Raw genomic sequence first — 20,171 nt, forward strand, 5'->3', positions numbered from 1 at the left:
CGCCCCGCTGATGCCACCCTGTTCAAGGACGCATCAGCGCCGGCGATAGAGGGGCCCCCGCTCGAGGCCCGTGCGCCGCAGATGCGGCGGCAAATCGGACTGCGAAACCACCTGACGACGCACCGCCTGCGGATCGATCGCGCGGTCGAAGGCGATGCCGAACTTGCCCTCGCCGACCCAGATCACGCGCCCGGCGACCGGCCCGATGTTACGCAAGTCGACTTCGACCGCCGCTCCTTGCGCGACGACGACCTTGCCCTCGGCAAGCATCCCGCCGGGCGATAGGTTGCGCACGCGCACGGTGACGGACCCGCCGCCGCCGGGCAGCGCCAGTTGCGCCTGCATGAACAGGCTGTCGCGATCGGCGCCGCGCGACAGCGCCGCGACCTCCTCGTCCACCGATGCCGGTCTTTGCGAATCCATTTGCGCCCCGTTTCTTTCGTATCGAGGCGCGGAATCTAGGGCCCAGCAGTTGCCGAATCGTAAATGGGGCGCGGAGCCCGCGATCAATCCTCGCGTGAAATCCGTTCGTTACGCTCGTGGCGCTCCTGCGCCTCCAGCGTCATCGTCGCGATCGGCCGGGCCTGCAGACGCGCGAGCGAGATCGGCTCGCCGGTCACCGCGCAATAGCCATATTCGCCCTCTTCGATGCGGCGGATCGCCGAATCGATCTTGGCGATCAGTTTTCGTTGACGATCGCGGGTGCGCAGCTCGATCGCCCAATCGGTCTCGCTCGACGCGCGGTCGGCGAGGTCGGGTTCGCGCAGCGGGCCATCCTGAAGATGCGCAAGCGTCGATTCCGATTCGGACAGGATCGATTTTTTCCAGGCGAGCAGCAGGCCGCGAAAATAATCCTGCTGCCGCTCGTTCATAAACTCTTCGTCGTCGCTGGGGACATAATCCGAATCGAGATTGGACCTGGCTTCACGAAGCGCGTCTGCGCCAACATCGGCAATCTTGGTCGGCATGAGGGGCTCTCGCGTCCTTTCCTGTCACCCGGCGGGCCGCAAGCGGCTTAGGGAGTGGCGCGCCTATAACCAGCCACCGCCCGCGATACAAGCGCCGAAGCTGCCGATAGCGACTTGGCGTGAAGCGGCGATGAACCGTCTGTATATTTGGGGTGAATCCGCGGGCCGTCCGGTCACCCCATCGCTCGCACCGGGACGGCGATTTAGGTCCGAAGGTTAACCAATCGCACAGGATTACTGCATTATTCGTGCTGTTTTGGGACAGATATGGCGTTTTTGTTGATTCCGCGCTCCTTTTCCCGCTCTCGGACAGGTAAACGCGGTTAACGGAATTGCCGCATTCACAAAGCTTTGGCCTTTTGGGTTATAGCGAAGGTGAATTGGGGGTGTCGGTCGAGGGCGCTTCGCACCTGCAACGGGAAAGAAAGAGAAGCCTATGTCTGTTCGAATGGCCCTTGCCAAGCTTTGCGCCTGCACCTGCGGCGGGGCGATCATCGGTAGCGGCGCGATGCAGATCACCGACGTTCCGAAGGCGCGGGCGCAGGTCCAGTCCTGCTCGCCGTGCGTCGCCAAGAAAAAGGTCGTGCGCAAACGCCACGCTGCGCGCAAGCCGGTGAAGCGCGTCCGCCGCGTCGTTACGACGAAGAAGGTGATCCGCACCATCACCCCGCAGACGCAGGTGGTGACGCAGACGATCCCCTTGCCCCCGATCCCCTACGCGCCCTTTCCGCAATCGGGCTGGGAAGGCGGCGGCGGTAGCGGCGGCGGCGTGACGGTCATCGGCGGCGGTTTTGGCGGCGGGTTCGGCGGCGGCTTCTTCGGGGGCTTCTTCGGCGGCAGCTCGGGCGGCGGCAGCAGCGGCAGCATCGTCGTCACCTCGACGACGACGGGCGGCGTGTCGACCTCGACCAGCACCTCGTCGGGGGTCTCGACCTCGACCGGCAGCGTTTCGACGTCCACGGGCGGCGTTTCAACCTCGACCGGCGGCGTGTCGACGTCCACGGGCGGCGTGTCGACGTCGACCGGCAGCGTCAGCACTTCCTCGGGCAACGTGTCGACCTCGACGGGCAGCGTCAGCACCTCGACATCGTCGGGCAATGTGTCGACCTCGACCGGCAGCGTCAGCACCTCGTCGTCGAGCAGCAGCTCATCGTCGAGCTCCTCATCCTCATCCTCCTCATCGAGTTCCTCTTCGTCGGGCGGCAGCTCGCACGGCCATGGCAGCTCGTCGCACGGCGGCAGTTCGGGCGGGTCGAGCAGCAGTTCGTCGTCCTCTTCCTCCTCTTCGTCGAGCAGCAGCACCTCGTCGGGTGCGACCGGTGGCAGCAGCAGCTTCGGCTCCACCGGCAGCACCAGCTCGTCCTCCTCTTCGTCGAGCAGCAGTTCGTCGTCGAGTTCCTCGTCGAGCTCGGGCGGCAGCACCAGCAGCTCGTCGGGCGATCCGACCCCTGTTCCTGCGCCGCCGATGATGCTATTGTTCGGGGCAGCAGCAGCCGCGCTTGTGGCGCGCCGCCGCGCTGCGAATCGCAACGACGACGACGCCGACGCGGCTTGAGGAAATCCACTGGCGGTCAGGGGGGCTAACCCGGACCACCGAACTAAGGGCTGCCCCCTCGGGGCGGCCCTTTTTTAACGCCTTCGCCAATCAGTTTGCCAAATGGAAAACCATCTCTATAGTTCACCATATGGCGAACCAACAAACAGCCCTCGATACCGTTTTCCATGCGCTCGCCGACCCGACGCGCCGCGCCGTCGTCAGCCGGCTGCTCACGGGCGCCGCTCCCGTAAAGCGGCTGTCCGAACCGTTCGAAATGGGCCTTCCCGCCTTCCTGAAACATCTCTCGGTTCTTGAAGCGTCGGGGTTGATCCACACCGAAAAGCAGGGCCGTGTCCGCACCTGCCGCGTCGATGCCGCGCGGCTTGCGGCGGCCGAGGGCTGGCTCGCGGAGCAACGCGCCGTCTGGCAGGGCCGCACCGACCGCCTCGCCGCTTTCGTCGAATCGCTAAATCCCCCGGAGGAAAAATCATGAGCAAAAGCGAACTCACCATCGCGCGCCATATCGCCGCGCCGCCGTCGGTCGTGTGGGACGCGTGGAGCGACCCTGCAAAACTCGCGCAATGGTGGATCCCCGCGCCGATCGAATGCCGCGTCGACAAGCTCGACGTGCGCCCCGGCGGCGGTTTCGTGACGCGGATGCGCGAGGGCGGCGGCGACTTCGGGCCGCATGTCGACGGCTGTTTCCTCGAAGCGGTGCCGAACGAACGCATCGTCTTCACGACCGTGCTGACCGAAGGCTGGCAGCCCGCCGAACCCTGGCTCGCGCTGACCGCGATCCTGACCTTCGAGGCGAAGGACGGCGGCACGCTCTATTCGGCGCGCGTGCTCCACAAGAACCCTGAGGACAGCGCGAAGCACGACGAAATGGGTTTCCAGGAAGGATGGGGCACGGCGATCGGCCAGCTCGCGGCGATGCTGGAAAAATAATCCTCCCTGTCGCGCAGCGATGGGGAGGCGGCGGCGGCCTTCGACTGCCTTGCGGGCGCTCAGGATAAACTGCGTCTTCGGCGCAGCGCTGACGGAGGGGCTATGGCGCGGCCCCTCCACCACTCGCTACGCGAGCGGTCCCCCTCCCCATCGCTCCGCGACAGGGAGGATCAGGTGAAGTCGGGCTTGCGCCTTGCACCCCGCAACGCCATAGCGCCGCCATGCACGATATCCGCCTGATCCGGGATGACCCGCAAGCCTTCGATGCCGGCCTCGCGCGCCGCGGCCTCGACCCCTTGTCCGCCGATATTCTTGCCGCCGACGCGTCGCTGCGCGCGCTGCAGACCGAGATTCAGGCAGCGCTCGCGCGCCGCAACGAGGCGTCGAAGCTGATCGGGCAGGCGATGGCGCAGGGCGACAAGGACCAGGCCGAGGCGCTGAAGGCCGAAGTCGCCGAATTGAAGACCTCCCTTCCCGCCAAGGAGGAAGCCGAACGCGCGCAACTGGCGGCGCTGCAGGACAGGCTCGCCGCGCTCCCCAACCTCCCCGCCGATGACGTTCCGGATGGCGAAGACGAAGCGGGCAATGTCGAAATCTCGCGCTGGGGCACGCCGCGCAGCTTCGACTTCAGCCCAAAGGAACATGCCGACTTCGCGCCCGCGCTCGGGCTCGACTTCGAGACCGCGGCGAAAATGTCGGGCGCGCGCTTCGCTTTCCTGAAAGGCCAGATGGCGCGGATCGAGCGCGCTCTCGGCCAGTTCATGATCGACAAGCAGACGGTCGAGGCGGGCTATACCGAATGCGCGACGCCGCTGATGGTGCGCGACGAGGCGGCGTTCGGCACGACGCAGCTCCCGAAATTCCGCGAGGACCTGTTCCAGACCACCGACGGCCGCTGGCTGATCTCGACCTCCGAGATGAGCCTGACCAACGCGGTGCGCGAAGAGATATTGCCCGAGGCCGATCTGCCCATCCGCATGACCGCGCTCACCCCCTGCTTCCGCTCCGAAGCCGGATCGGCGGGACGCGACACGCGCGGCTATATCCGCCAGCATCAATTCTGGAAGGTCGAGCTGGTTTCGATCACCCGCCCCGAGGACAGCGATGCCGAACTCGAACGCAAGACGCGCGCGGCCGAGGAAATCCTCGAGGCGCTCGAGCTGCCGTATCGGAAAATGCTGCTGTGCAGCGGCGACATGGGCTTCGCGGCGCGCAAGACCTACGACCTCGAAGTCTGGCTGCCGGGGCAGGACAGCTACCGCGAGATTTCGAGCTGCTCGAACTGCGGCGACTTCCAGGCGCGCCGCATGAACACGCGTTTCCGCCGCGAGGACGTAAAGGGCAACGAGTTCGTCCATACGCTCAACGGCTCGGGCCTTGCGGTCGGCCGCACGCTCGTCGCGATCCTCGAAAATTATCAGCAGGCCGACGGCAGCGTCGACATTCCGAAGGCGTTGCTGCCCTATATGGGCGGGATCACGAAACTTATCCCTGCGATTTAACATTTTCGTCATGCCGGACTTGATCCGGCATCCATTCGGCGACGGCGTCATGGACCCCGGATCAAGTCCGGGGTGACGAGCAAGGAAAGTCACAATAATGCGCATCCTCCTCACCAACGACGACGGCTATCACGCCCCCGGCATGGCGGTGCTGGAGGCGATCGCGCGGCAGCTTTCAGACGACATCTGGGTCTGCGCCCCGTCCGAGGAACAATCGGGCGCGGGCCACTCGCTCACCCTCTCGCGTCCCGTGCGCATCCGCGAGCATGGGCCGCGCCGCTGGTCGTGTAGCGGCACTCCGACCGATTCGGTGATGATGGCGATCGGCAAGCTGATGCCCGAAAAGCCCGACCTCATCCTTTCGGGCGTCAATCGCGGCGCCAACCTTGGCGATGACATCACCTATTCGGGCACCGTTTCGGCGGCGATCGAAGGGGCGCTCGCGGGCATCCGCGCCATCGCGCTCAGTCAGGTCTATGCCCGCGAAGGCATGGGCGACAGCGTGCCGTTCGAGGCGGCCGAACATTGGGGCGCCAAGGTGCTGGCCCCGCTCGTGACGATGGACATGGCGCCACGCACGCTCATCAATATCAACTTCCCCGCATTGCCCGCCGCCGAGGTCAAGGGCATTCGCGTTACAAGGCAGGGTTTCCACGACTATGGCCGCGGCTCGATCGTCGAGGGCACCGACCCGCGCGGCTATCGCTATTACTGGTTCGGGCTGCACGGCATCGAGCACAGCCTCGGCCATGACAGCGATCTCGAGGCGATCGACGACGATTATATTTCGGTCACTCCGCTCCAGCTCGATCTGACCCACGACGCCTCGCTCGCCGCGCTGCGCGGCGCTTATGGCGGCTAGCGTTACGCGCGCGGCTTTGGCACAAGGGCCGCGATGAGCAAACGGCCGAACCCCAAGCTCCAGATCCAGAGCGGCTTCCACCTGCTGAAGCGCGCAAGCAAATGGCCGGTCTGGGCCGACCTTATCACCCGGCTTGGCGTCGCCTTCCTGTTGATCGGCGTGGTCGTGCTCGTCCACTGGATCGATCGCGATGGCTTGATCGACCATCATGACGGCAAGATCAGCTTCCTCGACGTCGTCTATTTCACGATGATCTCGGTCACGACGACCGGGTTCGGCGATATTGCCCCGATATCGGACCGGTCGCGGCTGATCGAAGCCGTGATCGTCACGCCGATCCGCATCGCGGTGCTCTTCATCTTCGTCGGCACCGCCTATAATTTCGTCATCAAGCGCACATGGGAAAAATGGCGTATGGCCCGCATTCAGTCCAAACTCACCAACCATATCGTCGTACTCGGCTACGGCGTCAGCGGCGGCGAGGCTGTGCACGAGTTGATCCAGCGCGGCACCGACCCGTCGTGCATCGTCGTGATCGACCAGGCACGCAACCGGATCAATGCCGCCGAAGCCGCGGGTTGCAATGTGCTCGAGGGCGATGCGTCGAACGACGACACGCTCGTCGACGTGCGGATCAACGAGGCGCAATCGGTGCTCGTCTCGGCGGGACGCGACGACACCTCCATCCTGATCGTGCTCACCGTCCGTCATCTTGCGCCGAACGTGCCCATCAGCGTCGTCATCCGTGCGCAGGACAATGAACTGCTGGCACGACAGGCAGGCGCGAACAATGTCATCAACCCGGTCAGCTTCACCGGCCTGCTGCTTGCCGGATCGGCACAGGGTGCGCATGTCGCAGAATATATGGCCGACCTTGCCAGCATCGGCGGTCGGGTCCAGCTTCGCGAACGGCGGATCGCCGCCGAAGAGGTAGGGCTTGGCATCGACCAGCTCGCCAGCGGCGGACGCGGCCTGCGCATCTATCGCGGTGGCAAGCCCTATGGCTTCTGGGAGCCCGAAGCACAGCAACTCGCGCATGGCGACATGATCGTCGAGGTCGTCCGCTGCGAAGAGTCCGAAGCAAGCGTTCCCGGCGGCTAGCGCCCCGCCTGCTCCCGCCCCCTGCTAGGCCCGCCAGTAAAGCCAGCCGGCCCACAGCCAGCCGATGATCAGCAGGCCGCCGCCGACCGGCGTCACCGCGCCGAGCCAGCGCGGCGCGCCCAGCGCCATCGCATAGAGCGTAATCGCAAAGATCGCCGCGCCGCCGAGCAGCATGATCGCCGGTCCGCGCGCGAACCCCATGATGGCGAGCGCCGCGACTGCATGGACCAGTTGATAGACGCCGCCGGTGCGCAGCCACTCGGCCTCCTGCGGCCCCGACGCGCCATGCGCGCCGAACGCGCCCGCCGCGACCGCCATCGCCGCCGAAATCGCCGCAAATGCTCCGATCGCCATATATTCACCCTTTTCGTCCGAACCGCGCGCTCCATGCCCATAAGCGCCGCGCGTGACAAGCGCCGCGAAATCGACTATGGGCGCCGCCAATCATGACAGTCAAAACGCTCCCCTCCCAGCCGAAGGTCGGCATGGTTTCGCTCGGCTGCCCCAAGGCGCTCGTCGACAGCGAACGGATTCTGACCAAGCTCCGCGCCGATGGTTACGGCCTCTCGCCCAACTATGCGGGCGCCGACGTCGTGCTCGTCAACACCTGCGGCTTCCTCGACTCGGCGAAGGAAGAAAGCCTCGAGGCGATCGGCGAAGCGATGGCCGAGAACGGTCGCGTCATCGTCACCGGCTGCATGGGTAACGAGGCCGACGTCATCCGCGCCCGCTTCCCCAAGGTGCTCGCGGTCACCGGCGCGCATCAGTACGAGCAGGTCGTCGACGCCGTCCACGACGCCGCGCCGCCGACGCAGGGCCCGTTCATCGATCTGGTGCCCGAGGGCGGGCTCAAGCTCACCCCGCGCCATTACAGCTATCTGAAGATCAGCGAAGGCTGCAACCACAGCTGCTCTTTCTGCATCATTCCCGACCTGCGCGGTAAACTCGTCAGCCGCCGTATCGATGCGGTGCTGCGCGAGGCCGAAAAGCTCGTCGCCGCGGGGACGAGGGAATTGCTGGTGATCAGCCAGGATACTTCGGCCTATGGCGTTGATATTCGTCACGACCCGCGCCAATGGCACGGCCGCGAGGTGCGCGCACACATGACTGACCTCGCGCGCGAACTCGGCCAGCTCAGGATCGGCGAAGGCCGCGCGCCGTGGGTGCGCCTCCACTATGTTTATCCCTATCCGCACGTCGACGCTGTCATTCCGCTGATGGCCGAGGGGCTGCTGACCCCATATCTGGATATCCCCTTCCAGCACGCGAGCCCGAGCGTCCTCAAGCGCATGAAGCGCCCTGCGAACGAAGCGAAGGTGCTCGAACGGCTAAAGAGCTGGCGCGCGATCGCCCCCGACATTTCGATCCGCTCGAGCTTCGTCGTAGGCTTCCCCGGCGAAACCGAAGAAGATTTCCAATATCTTCTCGACTGGCTAGACGAAGCGCAGCTCGACCGCGTCGGCGCCTTCCGCTTCGAACCCGTTGCGGGCGCCCAGGCCAACGCGCTGCCCGATCCCGTGCCCGAAGAGGTCAAGGAAGAGCGCTATCAGCGGATCATGGCGAAAACCGCTGCGATCAGCGCCGCGAAGCTCGAAGCCAAGATCGGCCGCACGCTGCCCGTGATCATCGACGAGGTCGGCGAAGCCGACGAAGACGGCAGCATCGGCGCCACCGGCCGCAGCCAGGCCGACGCGCCCGAGATCGACGGCCACGTCTATCTCCGCGACGTCGCGGAGACACTGAAGCCCGGCGACATCGTCGACGTCGAGATCGAGGACGCCGACGAGCATGATTTGTTCGGGGCGGTGGTCTAACCGCCGGTTGCCGCCGAGGCGGCCGCCTGCTGTTCCAACCAGCGCTTGCCCGCCGGCGTGACCAGCGAAGAGGGCAGGTCGCGGCCCACCTCGTTGTAGATCGCCGCAACGTCGGGCCGCGACTTGAGCGGCAGAAAATGATCCTCGCCGTCGGTTCGTACCGCCTGCGTCGTGAACTCCTGACCCTGCAAATTGCGCAGCATGTCGGTGCGCAGCGCGGGATCGCGGAGCGATTCGATCACGATTTCCGCCGCGCGGTCGGTGCGTCCGGCGCATTGCAACGCCTCAACCGCCGCCGACGGCGAATCGGCGCGGTTTTTCTCCACGGTGGCGAGCAGCGGCAGCGATTCAGCCTTCCGACCGAGTTTCTCCAGCGCGCAGGCGCGGTCCGCGGCGAGGAACTGCCGCACATAGGGGCTGCCATATTGGCTTGCCACAAAGATGGCACGCTCGGATGCCGCCAACGCCTTCTCCCATTCGCCCATTCTCGCGAGGCGGGCGGTCCGATTCGCCACGAAGTTGACCAGCCAACCATTCTTGTTCGCATCGAACGGGATCGCAGCCATCGCGTCGAACAGCGCGTTCGCTTCCGCTTCGCGTCCCAGTCCATCCAGCGCATTGGTCCGCGAATCAAGGGCCCAGAAATGATATTCGCCCAGCGTCTCAAACTTCGCCGGATCGGCGAAACTCTCGGTCAGTGCCAGCACCTCGTCATAACGGCCGGCCTCGTCGAGCGCGGTGACAAGCGCCGACAGTTTCTCGATATCCTCGGGACTCCGGCGCCGGTCGGCCCGCGCCCTTCCGATATTGGTCTCGAACGCGCTCTCCATGTTCGGCCCCGCGCTGCGTTCAAGCTCGGGCCAGAAAGCGGAATAGCGGCGATCGGCGAGCAGGCGGAAATACCAAAAGGGCTCGGTGATACTGTCAAGCAGCGGCCTCGCGGCCTCGATATTGCCGGCCTCGACCTCGCGCACGAACAAGCTCTCGCGGACATTATCCCGGTCACGGTCAGGCAGGGTCCGGAAGATCGGCGCATTCACGAAGCGGCGGTTCAGGGCCAATGCCAGATCGGGTCGGTCGGCCTCCGCCAGCTTGCGGCCCAGCCAGCGAAAATTGTTGATCGGGTCAGCCAGTCCGCCCGCGTCGGCAGGCTTCATCGCCCCGGCGATCAGGCGGTCGATCGCCGCATCATATTGCTTCGCTTCCAGCGCAATCATCACCGTGGCGATCGGCGCCACGACTGGGCCGTTTACCTTTTCGTTCTGGGTCAGCAGCGCATAGGCCTCATCATAGCGCTTCTCATCGATCGCGCATTGCAAGTCGAACCGCAGCTTGAACGAGACAAAGCTCGGATCGAAAGATTTCCGCCGTACGATCTCCGTCAGGACCGGGACCATGTCTCGGCATGCGCTCGTCCCTTCCGCGGCGTAGAGCGCCGTAGCCCGCTTCAGCAGTGCGTCGTTATCGAGGCTGGCCGGGTCGACTGCGGGCGTCTCGGCTCCCCGCACCCCGGACGACAAAAAAGCGAACAGGAGCAAACCACCGGCCCAGAATCTCAAACCACATCCTCCCCGCCTGATCGCAGACGAACATGAAGCGGTTTGGCCCGCCTGTCAAAAGCCTCCAAGGTCAGAACAGCCGCGTAATCCCGTAAAAAGCCGCCGCGACGACCGCGCTCGCGGGTATGGTGATGAACCAAGCCGCGACGACATTGCCCGCGACGCCCCAACGCACCGCGCTCGCACGGCGCGCGACGCCGGCGCCGATGATGCTGCCGGTGATCGTGTGCGTCGTCGAAACCGGAATGCCGAGCAGGCTCGCGGTGAATACCATGATCGACCCCCCGGTCGAGGCGGCGAAACCCTGATGGTGCGACAGCTTGGTGATGCGGCCGCCCATCGTCTCGATGATCTTCCACCCGCCCGACAGCGTGCCCAGGGCGATCGCGATATAGCAGGCGAAGGCGACCCAGTGCGGCACATGGAATTCGCCCGACAGATAGCCGGTCGAATAGAGGAGGACCGCGATGATCCCCATCGTCTTCTGCGCGTCGTTGAGCCCGTGGCTCAGCGAATAGGCAGCCGACGAGAAGAGATGGAGAGTACGGAACGTGCTCTCCGCAAACTTCGCGGTGGCGCGGCGGAGCGCCCAACTGCTGATCAACATCACCAGCATCGCGAGGAACATGCCGAGCATCGGCGACAGGAAGATCGCGATGACCGTCTTGTTGAGCCCGGTCCACTGGATGCCTTCAAATCCCGCATGGGCAACGCCCGCGCCGACGATCCCGCCGACGAGCGCGTGGCTCGACGAAGAGGGAATGCCCTTGAGCCAGGTGACGACATTCCAGAACATCGCGCCGACCAGCGCGCCGAACACGACCGCCGGCGTCACCAGATCCTTGTCGATCAAGCCCGCGCCGATCGTCTCCGCCACCTTGTGCAGCGCCGGGAAAGCAAGGCTGAGGAAATAGGCGGCGAAGTTGAAGAAGGCGGCGAACAGCACCGCCTGCACCGGACGCAGCAAGCGCGTCGCGACGACGGTCGCGATGCTATTGGCGGCGTCGTGCAGACCGTTCAGAAAGTCGAACGCCAGCGCGAGGACGATAAGGCCGGCGAGGAGCGGGAAAGCGAGTTCGTGCATGAAGGACGCCCCCGCTTATGCGTGGTCGATGACCAGGCCGTCGATTTCGTTCGCGACATCCTCGAAACTGTCGGTGACGCGTTCGAGATGGCGGAACAGCTCGCGCGCGATCAGGAAGCGCGTCGGATTCGCCTCGCCATGTTCGCGGAACAGACGCTTGAGCCCCGCGGCGTGGATTTCGTCGGCATGGCCCTCCATCCGCACCAGCCGTTCGGTGAGTTCGTGGAGGCGCGGGCCGTTGGCGCCAATGTTGCGGAGCAGCGGTAGCGCCTCGGCGGTCAGGCGCGCGGCATCGACGATGATGCCCGCGATGTCGCGCATCTCGGGCTCGAACTCGGTGACGTCGTAGAGGTCGACCGCACCCGCGGTCTTCTGCATTTCGTCGATCGCATCGTCCATCGAGGCGATTAGATCGGTGATCGCGCTGCGGTCGAAGGGGGTCAGGAAAGTACGGCGGACGGTCTGAAGCACTTCGCGCGTAATCGCGTCGGCATCATGCTCGCGCTCGATGATCTCCTGGACATGGTCGGCCATGCCCTCCCCGCCCTGTAGCATCCGCGACAGCGCGTTCGCCCCCGCGACGAGCGTCGCCGCGTGGCCTTCGAACAATTCGAAGAAATTTCCCTGTCGCGGCAGCAAACGCTGAAACCATGCGAACATGCGGCTTACCCCTGTCTTGTCACTCATATTCTGAACCACGTCGCGCGGCTGCGCGACGGCGCGGAAGCCGCCATCGCCGAAGGAACGGATCAGCGCCTGCAAATCGGCCTCGTCGACCGCCTTCGCGGCCTCGCGGAACGAGAACCATTTGCGTTCGCGCTCATCCATTTCCTTCCACTCGTCGAGTTCGTTGGTCACCGCGAGCGGAAAGACCTCGACATTGTACATGATCGACGCGCCGTTCGCGCGGCGCTTGCGATATTCATAGCTGCCGATTGGCGTCGGACAGACCGCGCCGATCACGCCCGCCTCTTCCTCAGCTTCGATCGCCGCGGCAGCGTGGCGCGTCATCCCGTTGAGCGGATTGCCTTTCGGCACCACCCAGCGCTTCGTTTCGCGCGAGGTGATCAGCAGGATTTCGGTCGGGCCGTCCTGCTGAGGGCCGCCGAATCGATAGGGCAGGACCGCGATCTGGCGCATTTAGATCAATCCTTTCCTATAGTTGATGCGGCGCGATGGCAGATTGATGACAATTGGGTTTCGCCCCTATGACAATAATGTGACAGCCACAAGGGACGGCGCCTCGCAAACCCCTACTTTCAGGGCTGTCAATTCGATTGCAAAATGCAACGCGGTGCGTAAGCTGCCACCCAAAAGCAGACGGGAGACGAGATGATGGCAGGCACGGCGACGATGGAACGCCCCGTGGACGCAAAGGCTGCACCGGTCGATCAGGATGTGCTGATCGTCGGCGCCGGCATTTCGGGCATCGGCATGGCGGTGCATCTACAGATGAATTGCCCCGACCGCAGCTTCGCCCTCGTCGAACGCCGTGAACAGCTTGGCGGCACCTGGGATCTTTTCCGCTATCCCGGCATCCGTTCGGACAGCGACATGCACACGCTCGGCTTCATCTTCGAACCGTGGAAGCATGAAAAATCGATCGCCGACGGCCCGGCGATCCTCGAATATCTGAACCGTATCGTCGACGAGCGCCATATCCGCGAACGCATCCGCTTCGACCGCAAGGTCGTCGGCGCCGACTGGGACAGCGCCGCCGCGCGCTGGACGGTGACGATGGAGGACAGCGAAGGCGCGACTTCGACAACCACCGCGCGCTGGCTTTATCTCGGGTCGGGCTATTACGACTATGACGAGCCCTTCGACGCGGGATTCGCGGGGCGCGAGGATTTCCAGGGCCAGATCATCCACCCGCAATTCTGGCCGAAGGATCTCGATTATCAGGGCAAGAAGGTCGTCGTGATCGGGTCGGGCGCGACCGCGGTGACGATCGTCCCCTCGATGAAGGGGGCGGCGCACGTCACGATGCTCCAGCGGACGCCGACCTGGTATTTCATCCGCCCGGCCAAGGACGGCTTCGCCAACTTCCTGCGCAAATTCCTGCCCGAAGAGCTCGCTTACAAGATCACGCGCTTCAAGAATGTCCGGCTGCAGGACATCGCGTTTCGCCGCGCGCGCGAAAAGCCCGAGAAGGTCAAGGAGTTCCTGACCAAGAAGCTGAAGGCGAGCCTTGGCGACCATTATGACGCCGAAGCCTTCACCCCGCCCTACAATCCGTGGGAGCAGCGGCTGTGCCTCGTCCCCGACGCCGACTTCTTCGAAGCGATGAAGGCAGGCGAGGCATCGGTCGTGACCGATCATATCGAGAAGTTCGACGCCTCGGGCATCCAGTTAAAGTCGGGCAAGCATCTCGACGCCGACATCATCATCACCGCGACGGGCCTGAAACTAGCGGTCGCGGGCAAGATTCCGGTGCGGGTCGACGGCGCGCCGATCGATTGGCACGATCATTTCTATTACAAGGCGTGCATGTTCTCGAACGTCCCGAATTTCTCGGCGGTGTTCGGCTATCTCAACGCAAGTTGGACGTTGCGCGCCGACATCGTGTCCGAATATGTCTGCCGCGTGCTCAACCATATGCGCGATACCGGGACGACGGTTGCGACCCCTGCTCTCGCCGATCCAGCAAGCCTCGAAGAGGAAAATGTCTTCGACTTCTCGTCGGGCTATATCCAGCGTTCGCTGCACATCATGCCCAAGAGCACGGCTGCGCTGCCGTGGCGGCTCAGCCAGAATTATGTGCAGGATCGGATCGACATGCGCACCGGTGCGATTGCCGACGGCGTGCTGACCTTCAGCAATGCGAAGGCCACGGTGACAACAGCCCCCGCGGAGCTCGAAGCCGCAGAGTAAGGTCAGGTAGTCGCCCCCGCGAAGGGCGTTTCAGAGTCACGTGCCTCTGAACGCGGCCGCCGGAGAGGTAGCGCAAGGCCGATAGCGGCCAGTTAAGGGTTGGACATGTCTCCGGCATGTCCAAGGATTGACCGGGGGACAATCCGGCCCTTCACTCCTTCGCGGGGGCGACGTGAAATCGGCGGACCCGATCGGTCCTAATCGACGTGCTCGGGCTTGCCTTTGGTCGAGCCCTTGGCGAAATCCTCGAGCTGTTTTTCGGTCATGCTGTCGACCATCTGTTTCGACGCGCCCTTGAGCTTTGACTTGGGCGTGTCGCCGCGTTTGGCGCTGAGCGCGGCACCGGCGGCCTTTTGTTGCGCTTTAGATTTGGCTGGCATGGCGTTTCTCCTTTGCCGCCCCGCTAGCCATTAACGATTGTGCCGCCGTTGGGATGCAGCACCTGACCCGACATATAGCTACTGTCGTCGCAGGCGAGGAACAGGAAGCAGGGCGCGACCTCATTGGGCTCACCCGGCCGTTTCATCGGCGTGGCCTCGCCAAAGGTCGCGACCTTTTCGGCGGGCGCACCGCCGCGCGGGTTGAGCGGGGTCCAGATCGGGCCGGGCGCGACGCCGTTTACGCGAATGCCCTTGTCGATCAGATTTTCGCTCAACGAACGGGTGAAGGCGGTGATCGCACCTTTGGTGGCGCTGTAATCGAGCAGGCCCTTCGACCCCTGATACATCGTGACGCTGGTGCAATTGACGATCGCCGAACCTTTTTTGAGATGCGGCAGCGCCGCCTGCACCAGATAGAACATGCCGAAGATATTGGTGGCGAAGGTCTGTTGCAGCTGATCCTCGCTGATGTCGCGGATATCCGCCGCCGGATGCTGTTCGCCGGCGTTGTTGACGAGTATGTCGAGGCGGCCGAGTTTCTCGACCGTCTGCGCGACGATCTTTTCGCCCGCCTTCGGCTTGCCCACATCGGCCTTGATCGCGATCGCGCGCCGCCCTTCGGCCTCGACGATCGCGGCGGTTTCGACGGCATCGGCGCTGTTCTCGAGGTAGACGACGGCGACGTCGGCGCCCTCGCGCGCAAACAGCGCGCAAACCGCGCGGCCGATGCCGCTGTCGCCGCCCGTCACGATCGCCACCTTGCCGTCAAGGCGCCCCGATCCCGGATAGCGCGGCTGCCATTTCGGCGCACGATCGAGGTCGGCTTCGCGGTCGGACGGCGGCTTGGCGATCGTCTTGCCGCTGCCCACGTCGCGGCGCAGCTTCGCCGCCGCGCTTCGCTTGCCCTTCTTTTCCTTCGTGCTTTCGCCGACCTTGCCGGCTTTGGGCTGCTTCGCCATGGCTTGTCCTTGTTCAGTTGATAGGGAGAAAGTCGCGCGCGAACTCGTCTTTCACGACCTTGACGAGCGCGCCGGTCATCGGGACATTGATCTTGTAGCTACCCTCGGCATAGGCGCCGATTTCATAAGGCGCGATCGCGATCGTCAGCCGGTCGAGATAGCGCCCGTCGGACGAGCCGAGCCACAATGTCTGCGCCGACGCCGGTGGACATTTGGCGAAAACGCTGTCGGGCGCTTCCTCGATCCCCTTCGCCGCCTTCGCGCGTTTGATCCCGGCGCAGAAGCCGTCGCGGATCGCCGAGTCGAACGCCGCGCTGCTTTCGAACAGGTCGACCGGCTTCATCCGCTTGCGCCGATTACGATCCCAGATCAGCGTGTCGAATGTCTGCATGCCGTGCGCGCCGCCCGAATAGGTTCCGATCTCCGCCGACAGGCTGAGAAAGCGCGGGGTACTGGTGACGCGCTGCCAAGTCTGAAGGTGGCTATGCTTGCGATAGGGGAAGCCCTCCTTTTCCGCTGCTTCCTTGTCGCGCCGCGCCGCCGCGATCAGCGCCTCGCGTTTCGTTGCCCGGTCCTTGTCGAGCATTTTCGCCAGTTCGGGAATCCGCGCGGCGTCGGCGGGATAGGCGTATGCGAATTCGATGAGGTCGGTGTTTTCGCTGACGTTCGACGCCGCCGCGCCCTTCGCTGCTTCGTCGGCAGCGGCCTCGGGCGGTGCGCCGGGCACCGATGCCGCGGCGACCTTTTCCGCTTTGGTCGGCTTTTCTTCGGAACAGCCCGCCAGCAACAGCGCGCCGACAAGGATCGGGATGGCGTTTCGCCAATGTGGGTCGGTCATCATGCGGACATAACGCCGGGAATCGACAAAATATCCACGGCGGCCTAGCACGGCCCGCATGACCGACTATTCCGACCTGATCCAGCCCGACAAGGGACAGGATGCCCGCACCATCCATCTCGTCGACAAGAAGGGCTATGACGAATGGCTGAAAGGCCGCAGCGCGCGCGAACGCGCGCATCTGGCGGCGGTGGGCTTCAAGCCCGACGCGTTCGTCCACGCGATCCTGCCCGGCGACGATCCCGAAAAATGGGCCGTCGTCACCACCGTCGCCGATGTCGCGAGCCTGTCGGCCTGGTGCCTCGCGAAGCTGGGGCAGATTTTGCCCGAGGGCCGCTACCGGCTCGAAGGCCAGCAGCCGGGCAAGGCGCTGTTCGGCTGGATGAGCGGGCAGTATCGTTTCGACGCCTATAAATCGAAGCCGTCCACCAAAGGCCCGCGCGTCCTGCTGACGACCGACGTCGGCGCGATCGCGCCGCTGGTTGCCGAAATGCGCGCGGTCGCGCTCGTCCGCGACCTCGTCAACACGCCCGCCGCCGACATGGGGCCCGCCGCGATCGAGAAGGCGGCCGAGCGCATCGCCAAGACGCATGGCGGCAAGCTCTCCGTCACCAAGGGCGAGGCGCTCGAACAGGGCTATCCGATGATCCACGCGGTCGGCCGCGCCGCGGCGAAGCATCACGCGCCGCGGCTGATCGAGATCGAGTGGGGCAAGGAGGATCATCCGCGCATCGCGCTCGTCGGTAAGGGGATCAGTTTCGACAGCGGCGGGCTCGACATCAAACCCGCGGCGGGAATGCGGCTGATGAAGAAGGACATGGGCGGCGCCGCGCATGTGCTCGCGCTCGCCGAACTAGTGATGGCGAGCGGGCTGCCGGTGCGCCTCCACTGCCTCGTCGCGGCCGCCGAAAATGCCATCTCGTCCGACGCCTTCCGCCCCGGCGACGTGCTGAAGAGCCGCAAGGGGCTGACGGTCGAGATCGGCAACACCGATGCCGAAGGCCGGCTTGTGCTCGGCGACGCGCTCGCCAAGGCCGGCGAAGGCAATCCCGAGTTGATCGTCGATTTCGCGACGCTGACCGGCGCGGCGCGCGTCGCGCTCGGCCCCGACCTGCCGCCGCTGTTCGCGAACGACGACGATCTGGCCGAAGCGATGCTCGCGGGCGGGATCGAGCGCGACGATCCCCTGTGGCGCATGCCATTGTGGGACGGCTATGCCGACCTGCTCGAAACCGACATCGCCGACCTCGGCAATGCGGGCAGTTCGCCCTTCGCCGGCTCGATCACCGCCGCGCTGTTCCTGAAACGCTTCGTCCCCGAAGCCACCGTTTGGGCGCATCTCGATACCTTCGCCTGGCGTCCCTCGGCCAAGCCCGGCCGGCCCAAGGGCGGCGCGGCGCTGGGGTTGCGCGCGGCATGGGCGATGCTCCAGGCGCGCTACGACCGGCGCGTCAAAAGCTGATCATTCTTGATAATGCAGGCCCTGCTGGTCTAATGGCCCGCGATTGTCCGCGCCCGGCGGACCTCGGGTTTCAACAGGACGGCAAGTGACAGCAGATAGCGGCGAACATTCAGCGGCAAATCGCGTGCGTATGGGACGTCCCGGCGCTGCGGGCGCAGGCCGTGACCGGTTCGGTTTGACCGGAACGTCGCAGCATTTCGATCCGCGCGTCGTCGCGATCCGTCCCGACCTCGCCGATATCGCCGTCGCCGGCACGCATTTCGCGCCGCATTATGCGGCGCCGATGATGCGCAGCGGCGTCCTCCCGGCCGCGGCGCTGCGCGCATCGCCGTCGGTCGATGCCGACCAGACGAGCGAGTTGCTGTTCGGCGAGGGTTTTGCCCTGCTCGACCTCACCGGCGGCTGGGCCTGGGGCTATTGCCTCGCCGACCATTATGTCGGCTACCTCGCCGCCGAAGCGCTCGCCGCGCCGATCGCGCCGACGCACCGCGTCGAAATGATCGAAGCGATGCTCCACAGCGCGCCCGACGCCGCGAGCGGCGGCCCCGCCGTCCTGCCGCGGGGGGCGCTGGTGATGGGCGAGGTCGAGGGCGAATGGCTCGCAACCTCGCACGGCTATCTGCCGCTCGCGGCGCTGGTCGAAGTGGTGACCGGGGACAGCGACCCCGCCGAACTGGCTGAACAGATGATCGACGTCCCTTATCTTTGGGGCGGACGCACTGCGAAGGGAATCGACTGCTCGGGCCTCGTCCAGCTCGTGTGGGGTGCCGCGGGCGTCCAGCTCCCGCGCGACAGCGACCTCCAGCTTGCCGCCCTCGGCCCCGACAAGGATGTCGATCCGGCGGCGCTCGCGCGCGGCGACCTGGTCTTCTTCCCCGGCCATGTCGGCATCATGGCCGACGACAAGAACATCATCCACGCCAGCCGACGATGGATGGCGGTGAAGGCCGAACCGCTGGCCGACGTCATCGCGCGTTCGGCTGCAAAGGATCATGATCCGCCGGTGAGCGGATATAAAAGACTGCGATAACATATGACACAGACGGTTTTCATCGACGGCGCGGCGGGTACGACGGGCCTCGAAATCGCCGAGCGCCTTGCGGGGCGAAGCGAATTTTCGCTGATCACGCTGGATGAGGCGCGCCGCAAGGATGCCGCCGCGCGGCGCGAGGCGCTGAACGATGCCGATTTCGTCATCCTCTGCCTGCCCGACGACGCCGCGCGCGAAGCGGTGGCGATGATCGGCAATGACCGCACGCGCGTCATCGACGCATCGACCGCGCATCGCATCGCGCCGGGCTGGGTCTATGGCTTTCCCGAAGTCAGCGGCCATGACGCCGTCGCCGCCGCAGCGCGCGTGTCGAACCCCGGTTGCTATTCGACCGGCTTCATCGCGCTCGTCGCCCCGCTGGTGCGCGCGGACCTGCTGCCCGCCGACTGGCCCTATATCTGCCATGCGGTCAGCGGCTATTCGGGCGGCGGCAAGGCCTTGATCGAACGGTTCGAACAGGACCGCGACATCGCATGGCGCGGCTATGCGCTGGCGCTCGGCCACAAGCATGTGCCCGAAATGCAGGCGCGGTGCGGGCTGTCGATCGGCCCGCTTTTCTCGCCTGCCGTGATCCCCACGCATCGGGGCATGGTCGTCGAGGTGCCGCTGCCGCTGAACGCGATGCCGACCGCCGCAGCGCCCGACGCGCTCCGCGCCGCGCTTGCGAACTTTTACGGCACAAGCCCGATCGTCGTCATGGGCGCCGCGCCCGAAAGCGGCGAAATGCTGCTCCGCGCGTCCGACCCCGGCGACGATCGCATCGAATTGTTCGTATTTGCGAATGCAGACGCCAGCCAGGCCCGGCTCGTCGCACGGCTCGACAATCTGGGCAAGGGCGCGAGCGGCGCGTGCGTCCAGAACCTCAACATCATGGCGGGCTTGCCCGAGACCGCGGGCCTGCGGCTGTAAGGTCTAATGCACCGTGTCGAGGATATCCTCGACCGACAAATAGGTAATCAGCCGCTCGATCTGGCGCCAGCGCGCGAAATGGAGATGATTGCCAAGCGCGCGATATTGCTCGGCGCGCGCGGCGGCCGCGAAACCGGCTTCCTCGCCATGCAGGGTGATCAGCGCATGGGCATCCTCGACCGCGGCACGATCGGCAAGAAAGGGGGCTGGCAGGTGCATCGGTTCCTGGTCCGTTACTCGAACCCTTCTCCTACGCGCCGCACCTCACCGCGCCGTTCCCAACCGTGATGAACGGACAGGTAAGGTTAATCGCCAGCCCTTGC

Annotated in this window: 22 protein-coding genes; 10 read left to right on the forward strand and 12 right to left on the reverse strand. The window is 65.1% G+C overall.

All coding sequences use genetic code 11. The features are described 5' to 3' along the window. Positions 1-33: 33 nt before the first annotated feature. The 4 genes from OVY29_RS08630 to OVY29_RS08645 all read right to left on the reverse strand — a co-directional run bounded on the left by OVY29_RS08630 (position 34) and on the right by OVY29_RS08645 (position 2,498). Positions 34-399 carry a PilZ domain-containing protein gene (locus OVY29_RS08630; RefSeq protein ID WP_037556660.1) on the reverse strand — a complete coding sequence of 122 codons (366 nt, stop codon included), beginning with the start codon at positions 397-399 and terminating at the stop codon, positions 34-36. Positions 400-506: 107 nt separating this feature from the next. Next, the gene (dksA, locus tag OVY29_RS08635) at positions 507-968 is read right to left on the reverse strand and encodes an RNA polymerase-binding protein DksA (protein WP_037556559.1); all 462 of its coding nucleotides are present in this window, start codon (positions 966-968) and stop codon (positions 507-509) included. A gap of 234 nt (positions 969-1,202) precedes the next feature. Next, entirely contained in the window at positions 1,203-1,631 is a 429-nt protein-coding gene (locus OVY29_RS08640) for a hypothetical protein (RefSeq protein ID WP_313911175.1), read from the reverse strand. A 51-nt stretch (positions 1,632-1,682) separates the two neighbouring features. Next, on the reverse strand, positions 1,683-2,498 hold the full coding sequence (locus tag OVY29_RS08645) for a hypothetical protein (protein ID WP_235211563.1): 816 nt from the start codon (positions 2,496-2,498) through the stop codon (positions 1,683-1,685). Positions 2,499-2,653: 155 nt separating this feature from the next. On the opposite strand from OVY29_RS08645, the gene OVY29_RS08650 reads away from it, so the two are divergent. The 5 genes from OVY29_RS08650 (at position 2,654) to OVY29_RS08670 (ending at position 6,918) form a co-directional block, all read left to right on the forward strand. Next, entirely contained in the window at positions 2,654-2,998 is a 345-nt protein-coding gene (locus OVY29_RS08650; RefSeq protein WP_037556557.1) for an ArsR/SmtB family transcription factor, read from the forward strand. Then, complete coding sequence (locus OVY29_RS08655; RefSeq protein ID WP_037556556.1) at positions 2,995-3,453, forward strand: SRPBCC family protein; 459 nt, start codon at positions 2,995-2,997, stop codon at positions 3,451-3,453. Before OVY29_RS08650 ends, OVY29_RS08655 begins: the two co-directional genes overlap by 4 nt. 221 nt (positions 3,454-3,674) lie before the next feature. After that, positions 3,675-4,955 carry a serine--tRNA ligase gene (gene serS, locus OVY29_RS08660; protein ID WP_037556555.1) on the forward strand — a complete coding sequence of 427 codons (1,281 nt, stop codon included), beginning with the start codon at positions 3,675-3,677 and terminating at the stop codon, positions 4,953-4,955. A gap of 97 nt (positions 4,956-5,052) precedes the next feature. Further along, positions 5,053-5,817 carry a 5'/3'-nucleotidase SurE gene (surE, locus tag OVY29_RS08665; RefSeq protein ID WP_037556554.1) on the forward strand — a complete coding sequence of 255 codons (765 nt, stop codon included), beginning with the start codon at positions 5,053-5,055 and terminating at the stop codon, positions 5,815-5,817. A 33-nt stretch (positions 5,818-5,850) separates the two neighbouring features. After that, positions 5,851-6,918 (forward strand): potassium channel family protein, encoded by a 1,068-nt coding sequence (locus OVY29_RS08670; protein WP_037556552.1) that lies wholly within the window; start codon positions 5,851-5,853, stop codon positions 6,916-6,918. 24 nt (positions 6,919-6,942) lie between these two features. Here the strand turns inward: OVY29_RS08670 and OVY29_RS08675 are convergent, their stop codons facing one another. Next, complete coding sequence (locus tag OVY29_RS08675; RefSeq protein ID WP_313912051.1) at positions 6,943-7,272, reverse strand: DUF423 domain-containing protein; 330 nt, start codon at positions 7,270-7,272, stop codon at positions 6,943-6,945. 92 nt (positions 7,273-7,364) lie between these two features. Between OVY29_RS08675 and rimO the strand changes: the two genes are divergently transcribed. Beyond that, positions 7,365-8,732 (forward strand): 30S ribosomal protein S12 methylthiotransferase RimO, encoded by a 1,368-nt coding sequence (gene rimO / locus OVY29_RS08680; RefSeq protein ID WP_037556550.1) that lies wholly within the window; start codon positions 7,365-7,367, stop codon positions 8,730-8,732. Here rimO and OVY29_RS08685 read toward each other — a convergent pair. From OVY29_RS08685 to OVY29_RS08695, 3 genes are all read right to left on the reverse strand, one after another. Next, positions 8,729-10,291 (reverse strand): hypothetical protein, encoded by a 1,563-nt coding sequence (locus OVY29_RS08685; protein ID WP_313911176.1) that lies wholly within the window; start codon positions 10,289-10,291, stop codon positions 8,729-8,731. The genes rimO and OVY29_RS08685 overlap by 4 nt on opposite strands. Before the next feature lie 70 nt (positions 10,292-10,361). After that, entirely contained in the window at positions 10,362-11,375 is a 1,014-nt protein-coding gene (locus OVY29_RS08690) for an inorganic phosphate transporter (protein WP_037556547.1), read from the reverse strand. 15 nt (positions 11,376-11,390) lie between these two features. Then, the gene (locus OVY29_RS08695; protein ID WP_200880203.1) at positions 11,391-12,515 is read right to left on the reverse strand and encodes a DUF47 family protein; all 1,125 of its coding nucleotides are present in this window, start codon (positions 12,513-12,515) and stop codon (positions 11,391-11,393) included. Positions 12,516-12,710: 195 nt separating this feature from the next. On the opposite strand from OVY29_RS08695, the gene OVY29_RS08700 reads away from it, so the two are divergent. Next, positions 12,711-14,249: an NAD(P)/FAD-dependent oxidoreductase gene (locus OVY29_RS08700; protein ID WP_235211565.1), complete on the forward strand. Its 1,539-nt coding sequence runs from the start codon at positions 12,711-12,713 to the stop codon at positions 14,247-14,249. A 197-nt stretch (positions 14,250-14,446) separates the two neighbouring features. Here OVY29_RS08700 and OVY29_RS08705 read toward each other — a convergent pair whose 3' ends face one another. The 3 genes from OVY29_RS08705 to OVY29_RS08715 are packed head-to-tail and all read right to left on the reverse strand — an operon-like array spanning position 14,447 to position 16,429. Further along, a complete protein-coding gene (locus tag OVY29_RS08705; protein ID WP_037556545.1) occupies positions 14,447-14,629 on the reverse strand; it encodes a DUF3008 family protein in 183 nt (60 codons plus the stop codon). A gap of 23 nt (positions 14,630-14,652) precedes the next feature. Beyond that, positions 14,653-15,588, reverse strand: a complete 936-nt coding sequence (locus OVY29_RS08710; RefSeq protein ID WP_081933150.1) for an SDR family oxidoreductase — start codon at positions 15,586-15,588, stop codon at positions 14,653-14,655. A 13-nt stretch (positions 15,589-15,601) separates the two neighbouring features. Then, positions 15,602-16,429, reverse strand: coding sequence for a DUF4163 domain-containing protein (locus OVY29_RS08715; RefSeq protein WP_037556544.1), 828 nt, complete (start codon positions 16,427-16,429; stop codon positions 15,602-15,604). Positions 16,430-16,484: 55 nt separating this feature from the next. Here OVY29_RS08715 and OVY29_RS08720 point away from each other — a divergent pair, with 55 nt between their 5' ends. The 3 genes from OVY29_RS08720 (at position 16,485) to argC (ending at position 19,848) form a co-directional block, all read left to right on the forward strand. Next, entirely contained in the window at positions 16,485-17,888 is a 1,404-nt protein-coding gene (locus OVY29_RS08720; RefSeq protein WP_037556543.1) for a leucyl aminopeptidase family protein, read from the forward strand. A gap of 130 nt (positions 17,889-18,018) precedes the next feature. Beyond that, positions 18,019-18,918 (forward strand): C40 family peptidase, encoded by a 900-nt coding sequence (locus OVY29_RS08725; protein WP_037556542.1) that lies wholly within the window; start codon positions 18,019-18,021, stop codon positions 18,916-18,918. A 3-nt stretch (positions 18,919-18,921) separates the two neighbouring features. Further along, positions 18,922-19,848: an N-acetyl-gamma-glutamyl-phosphate reductase gene (argC, locus tag OVY29_RS08730; protein WP_313911177.1), complete on the forward strand. Its 927-nt coding sequence runs from the start codon at positions 18,922-18,924 to the stop codon at positions 19,846-19,848. Positions 19,849-19,851: 3 nt separating this feature from the next. Here argC and OVY29_RS08735 read toward each other — a convergent pair whose 3' ends face one another. Further along, positions 19,852-20,067, reverse strand: a complete 216-nt coding sequence (locus OVY29_RS08735; RefSeq protein WP_037556540.1) for a hypothetical protein — start codon at positions 20,065-20,067, stop codon at positions 19,852-19,854. Between the last annotated feature and the right edge of the window lie 104 nt (positions 20,068-20,171).

Source organism: Sphingopyxis sp. SE2 (genome assembly GCF_032227185.1).
GTDB lineage: Bacteria > Pseudomonadota > Alphaproteobacteria > Sphingomonadales > Sphingomonadaceae > Sphingopyxis.

Coding starts and splice junctions, on each gene's coding strand:
- OVY29_RS08720 (WP_037556543.1), top strand. CDS start 16,485: ATGACCGACTATTCCGACCTGATCCAGCCCGACAAGGGACAGGATGCC.
- OVY29_RS08735 (WP_037556540.1), bottom strand. CDS start 20,067: ATGCACCTGCCAGCCCCCTTTCTTGCCGATCGTGCCGCGGTCGAGGAT.
- OVY29_RS08695 (WP_200880203.1), bottom strand. CDS start 12,515: ATGCGCCAGATCGCGGTCCTGCCCTATCGATTCGGCGGCCCTCAGCAG.
- rimO (WP_037556550.1), top strand. CDS start 7,365: ATGACAGTCAAAACGCTCCCCTCCCAGCCGAAGGTCGGCATGGTTTCG.
- OVY29_RS08675 (WP_313912051.1), bottom strand. CDS start 7,272: ATGGCGATCGGAGCATTTGCGGCGATTTCGGCGGCGATGGCGGTCGCG.
- surE (WP_037556554.1), top strand. CDS start 5,053: ATGCGCATCCTCCTCACCAACGACGACGGCTATCACGCCCCCGGCATG.
- OVY29_RS08705 (WP_037556545.1), bottom strand. CDS start 14,629: ATGCCAGCCAAATCTAAAGCGCAACAAAAGGCCGCCGGTGCCGCGCTC.
- argC (WP_313911177.1), top strand. CDS start 18,922: ATGACACAGACGGTTTTCATCGACGGCGCGGCGGGTACGACGGGCCTC.
- OVY29_RS08650 (WP_037556557.1), top strand. CDS start 2,654: ATGGCGAACCAACAAACAGCCCTCGATACCGTTTTCCATGCGCTCGCC.
- OVY29_RS08690 (WP_037556547.1), bottom strand. CDS start 11,375: ATGCACGAACTCGCTTTCCCGCTCCTCGCCGGCCTTATCGTCCTCGCG.
- serS (WP_037556555.1), top strand. CDS start 3,675: ATGCACGATATCCGCCTGATCCGGGATGACCCGCAAGCCTTCGATGCC.
- OVY29_RS08670 (WP_037556552.1), top strand. CDS start 5,851: ATGAGCAAACGGCCGAACCCCAAGCTCCAGATCCAGAGCGGCTTCCAC.
- OVY29_RS08655 (WP_037556556.1), top strand. CDS start 2,995: ATGAGCAAAAGCGAACTCACCATCGCGCGCCATATCGCCGCGCCGCCG.
- OVY29_RS08700 (WP_235211565.1), top strand. CDS start 12,711: ATGGCAGGCACGGCGACGATGGAACGCCCCGTGGACGCAAAGGCTGCA.
- OVY29_RS08640 (WP_313911175.1), bottom strand. CDS start 1,631: ATGGTGCGGATCACCTTCTTCGTCGTAACGACGCGGCGGACGCGCTTC.
- dksA (WP_037556559.1), bottom strand. CDS start 968: ATGCCGACCAAGATTGCCGATGTTGGCGCAGACGCGCTTCGTGAAGCC.
- OVY29_RS08710 (WP_081933150.1), bottom strand. CDS start 15,588: ATGGCGAAGCAGCCCAAAGCCGGCAAGGTCGGCGAAAGCACGAAGGAA.
- OVY29_RS08725 (WP_037556542.1), top strand. CDS start 18,019: ATGGGACGTCCCGGCGCTGCGGGCGCAGGCCGTGACCGGTTCGGTTTG.
- OVY29_RS08715 (WP_037556544.1), bottom strand. CDS start 16,429: ATGATGACCGACCCACATTGGCGAAACGCCATCCCGATCCTTGTCGGC.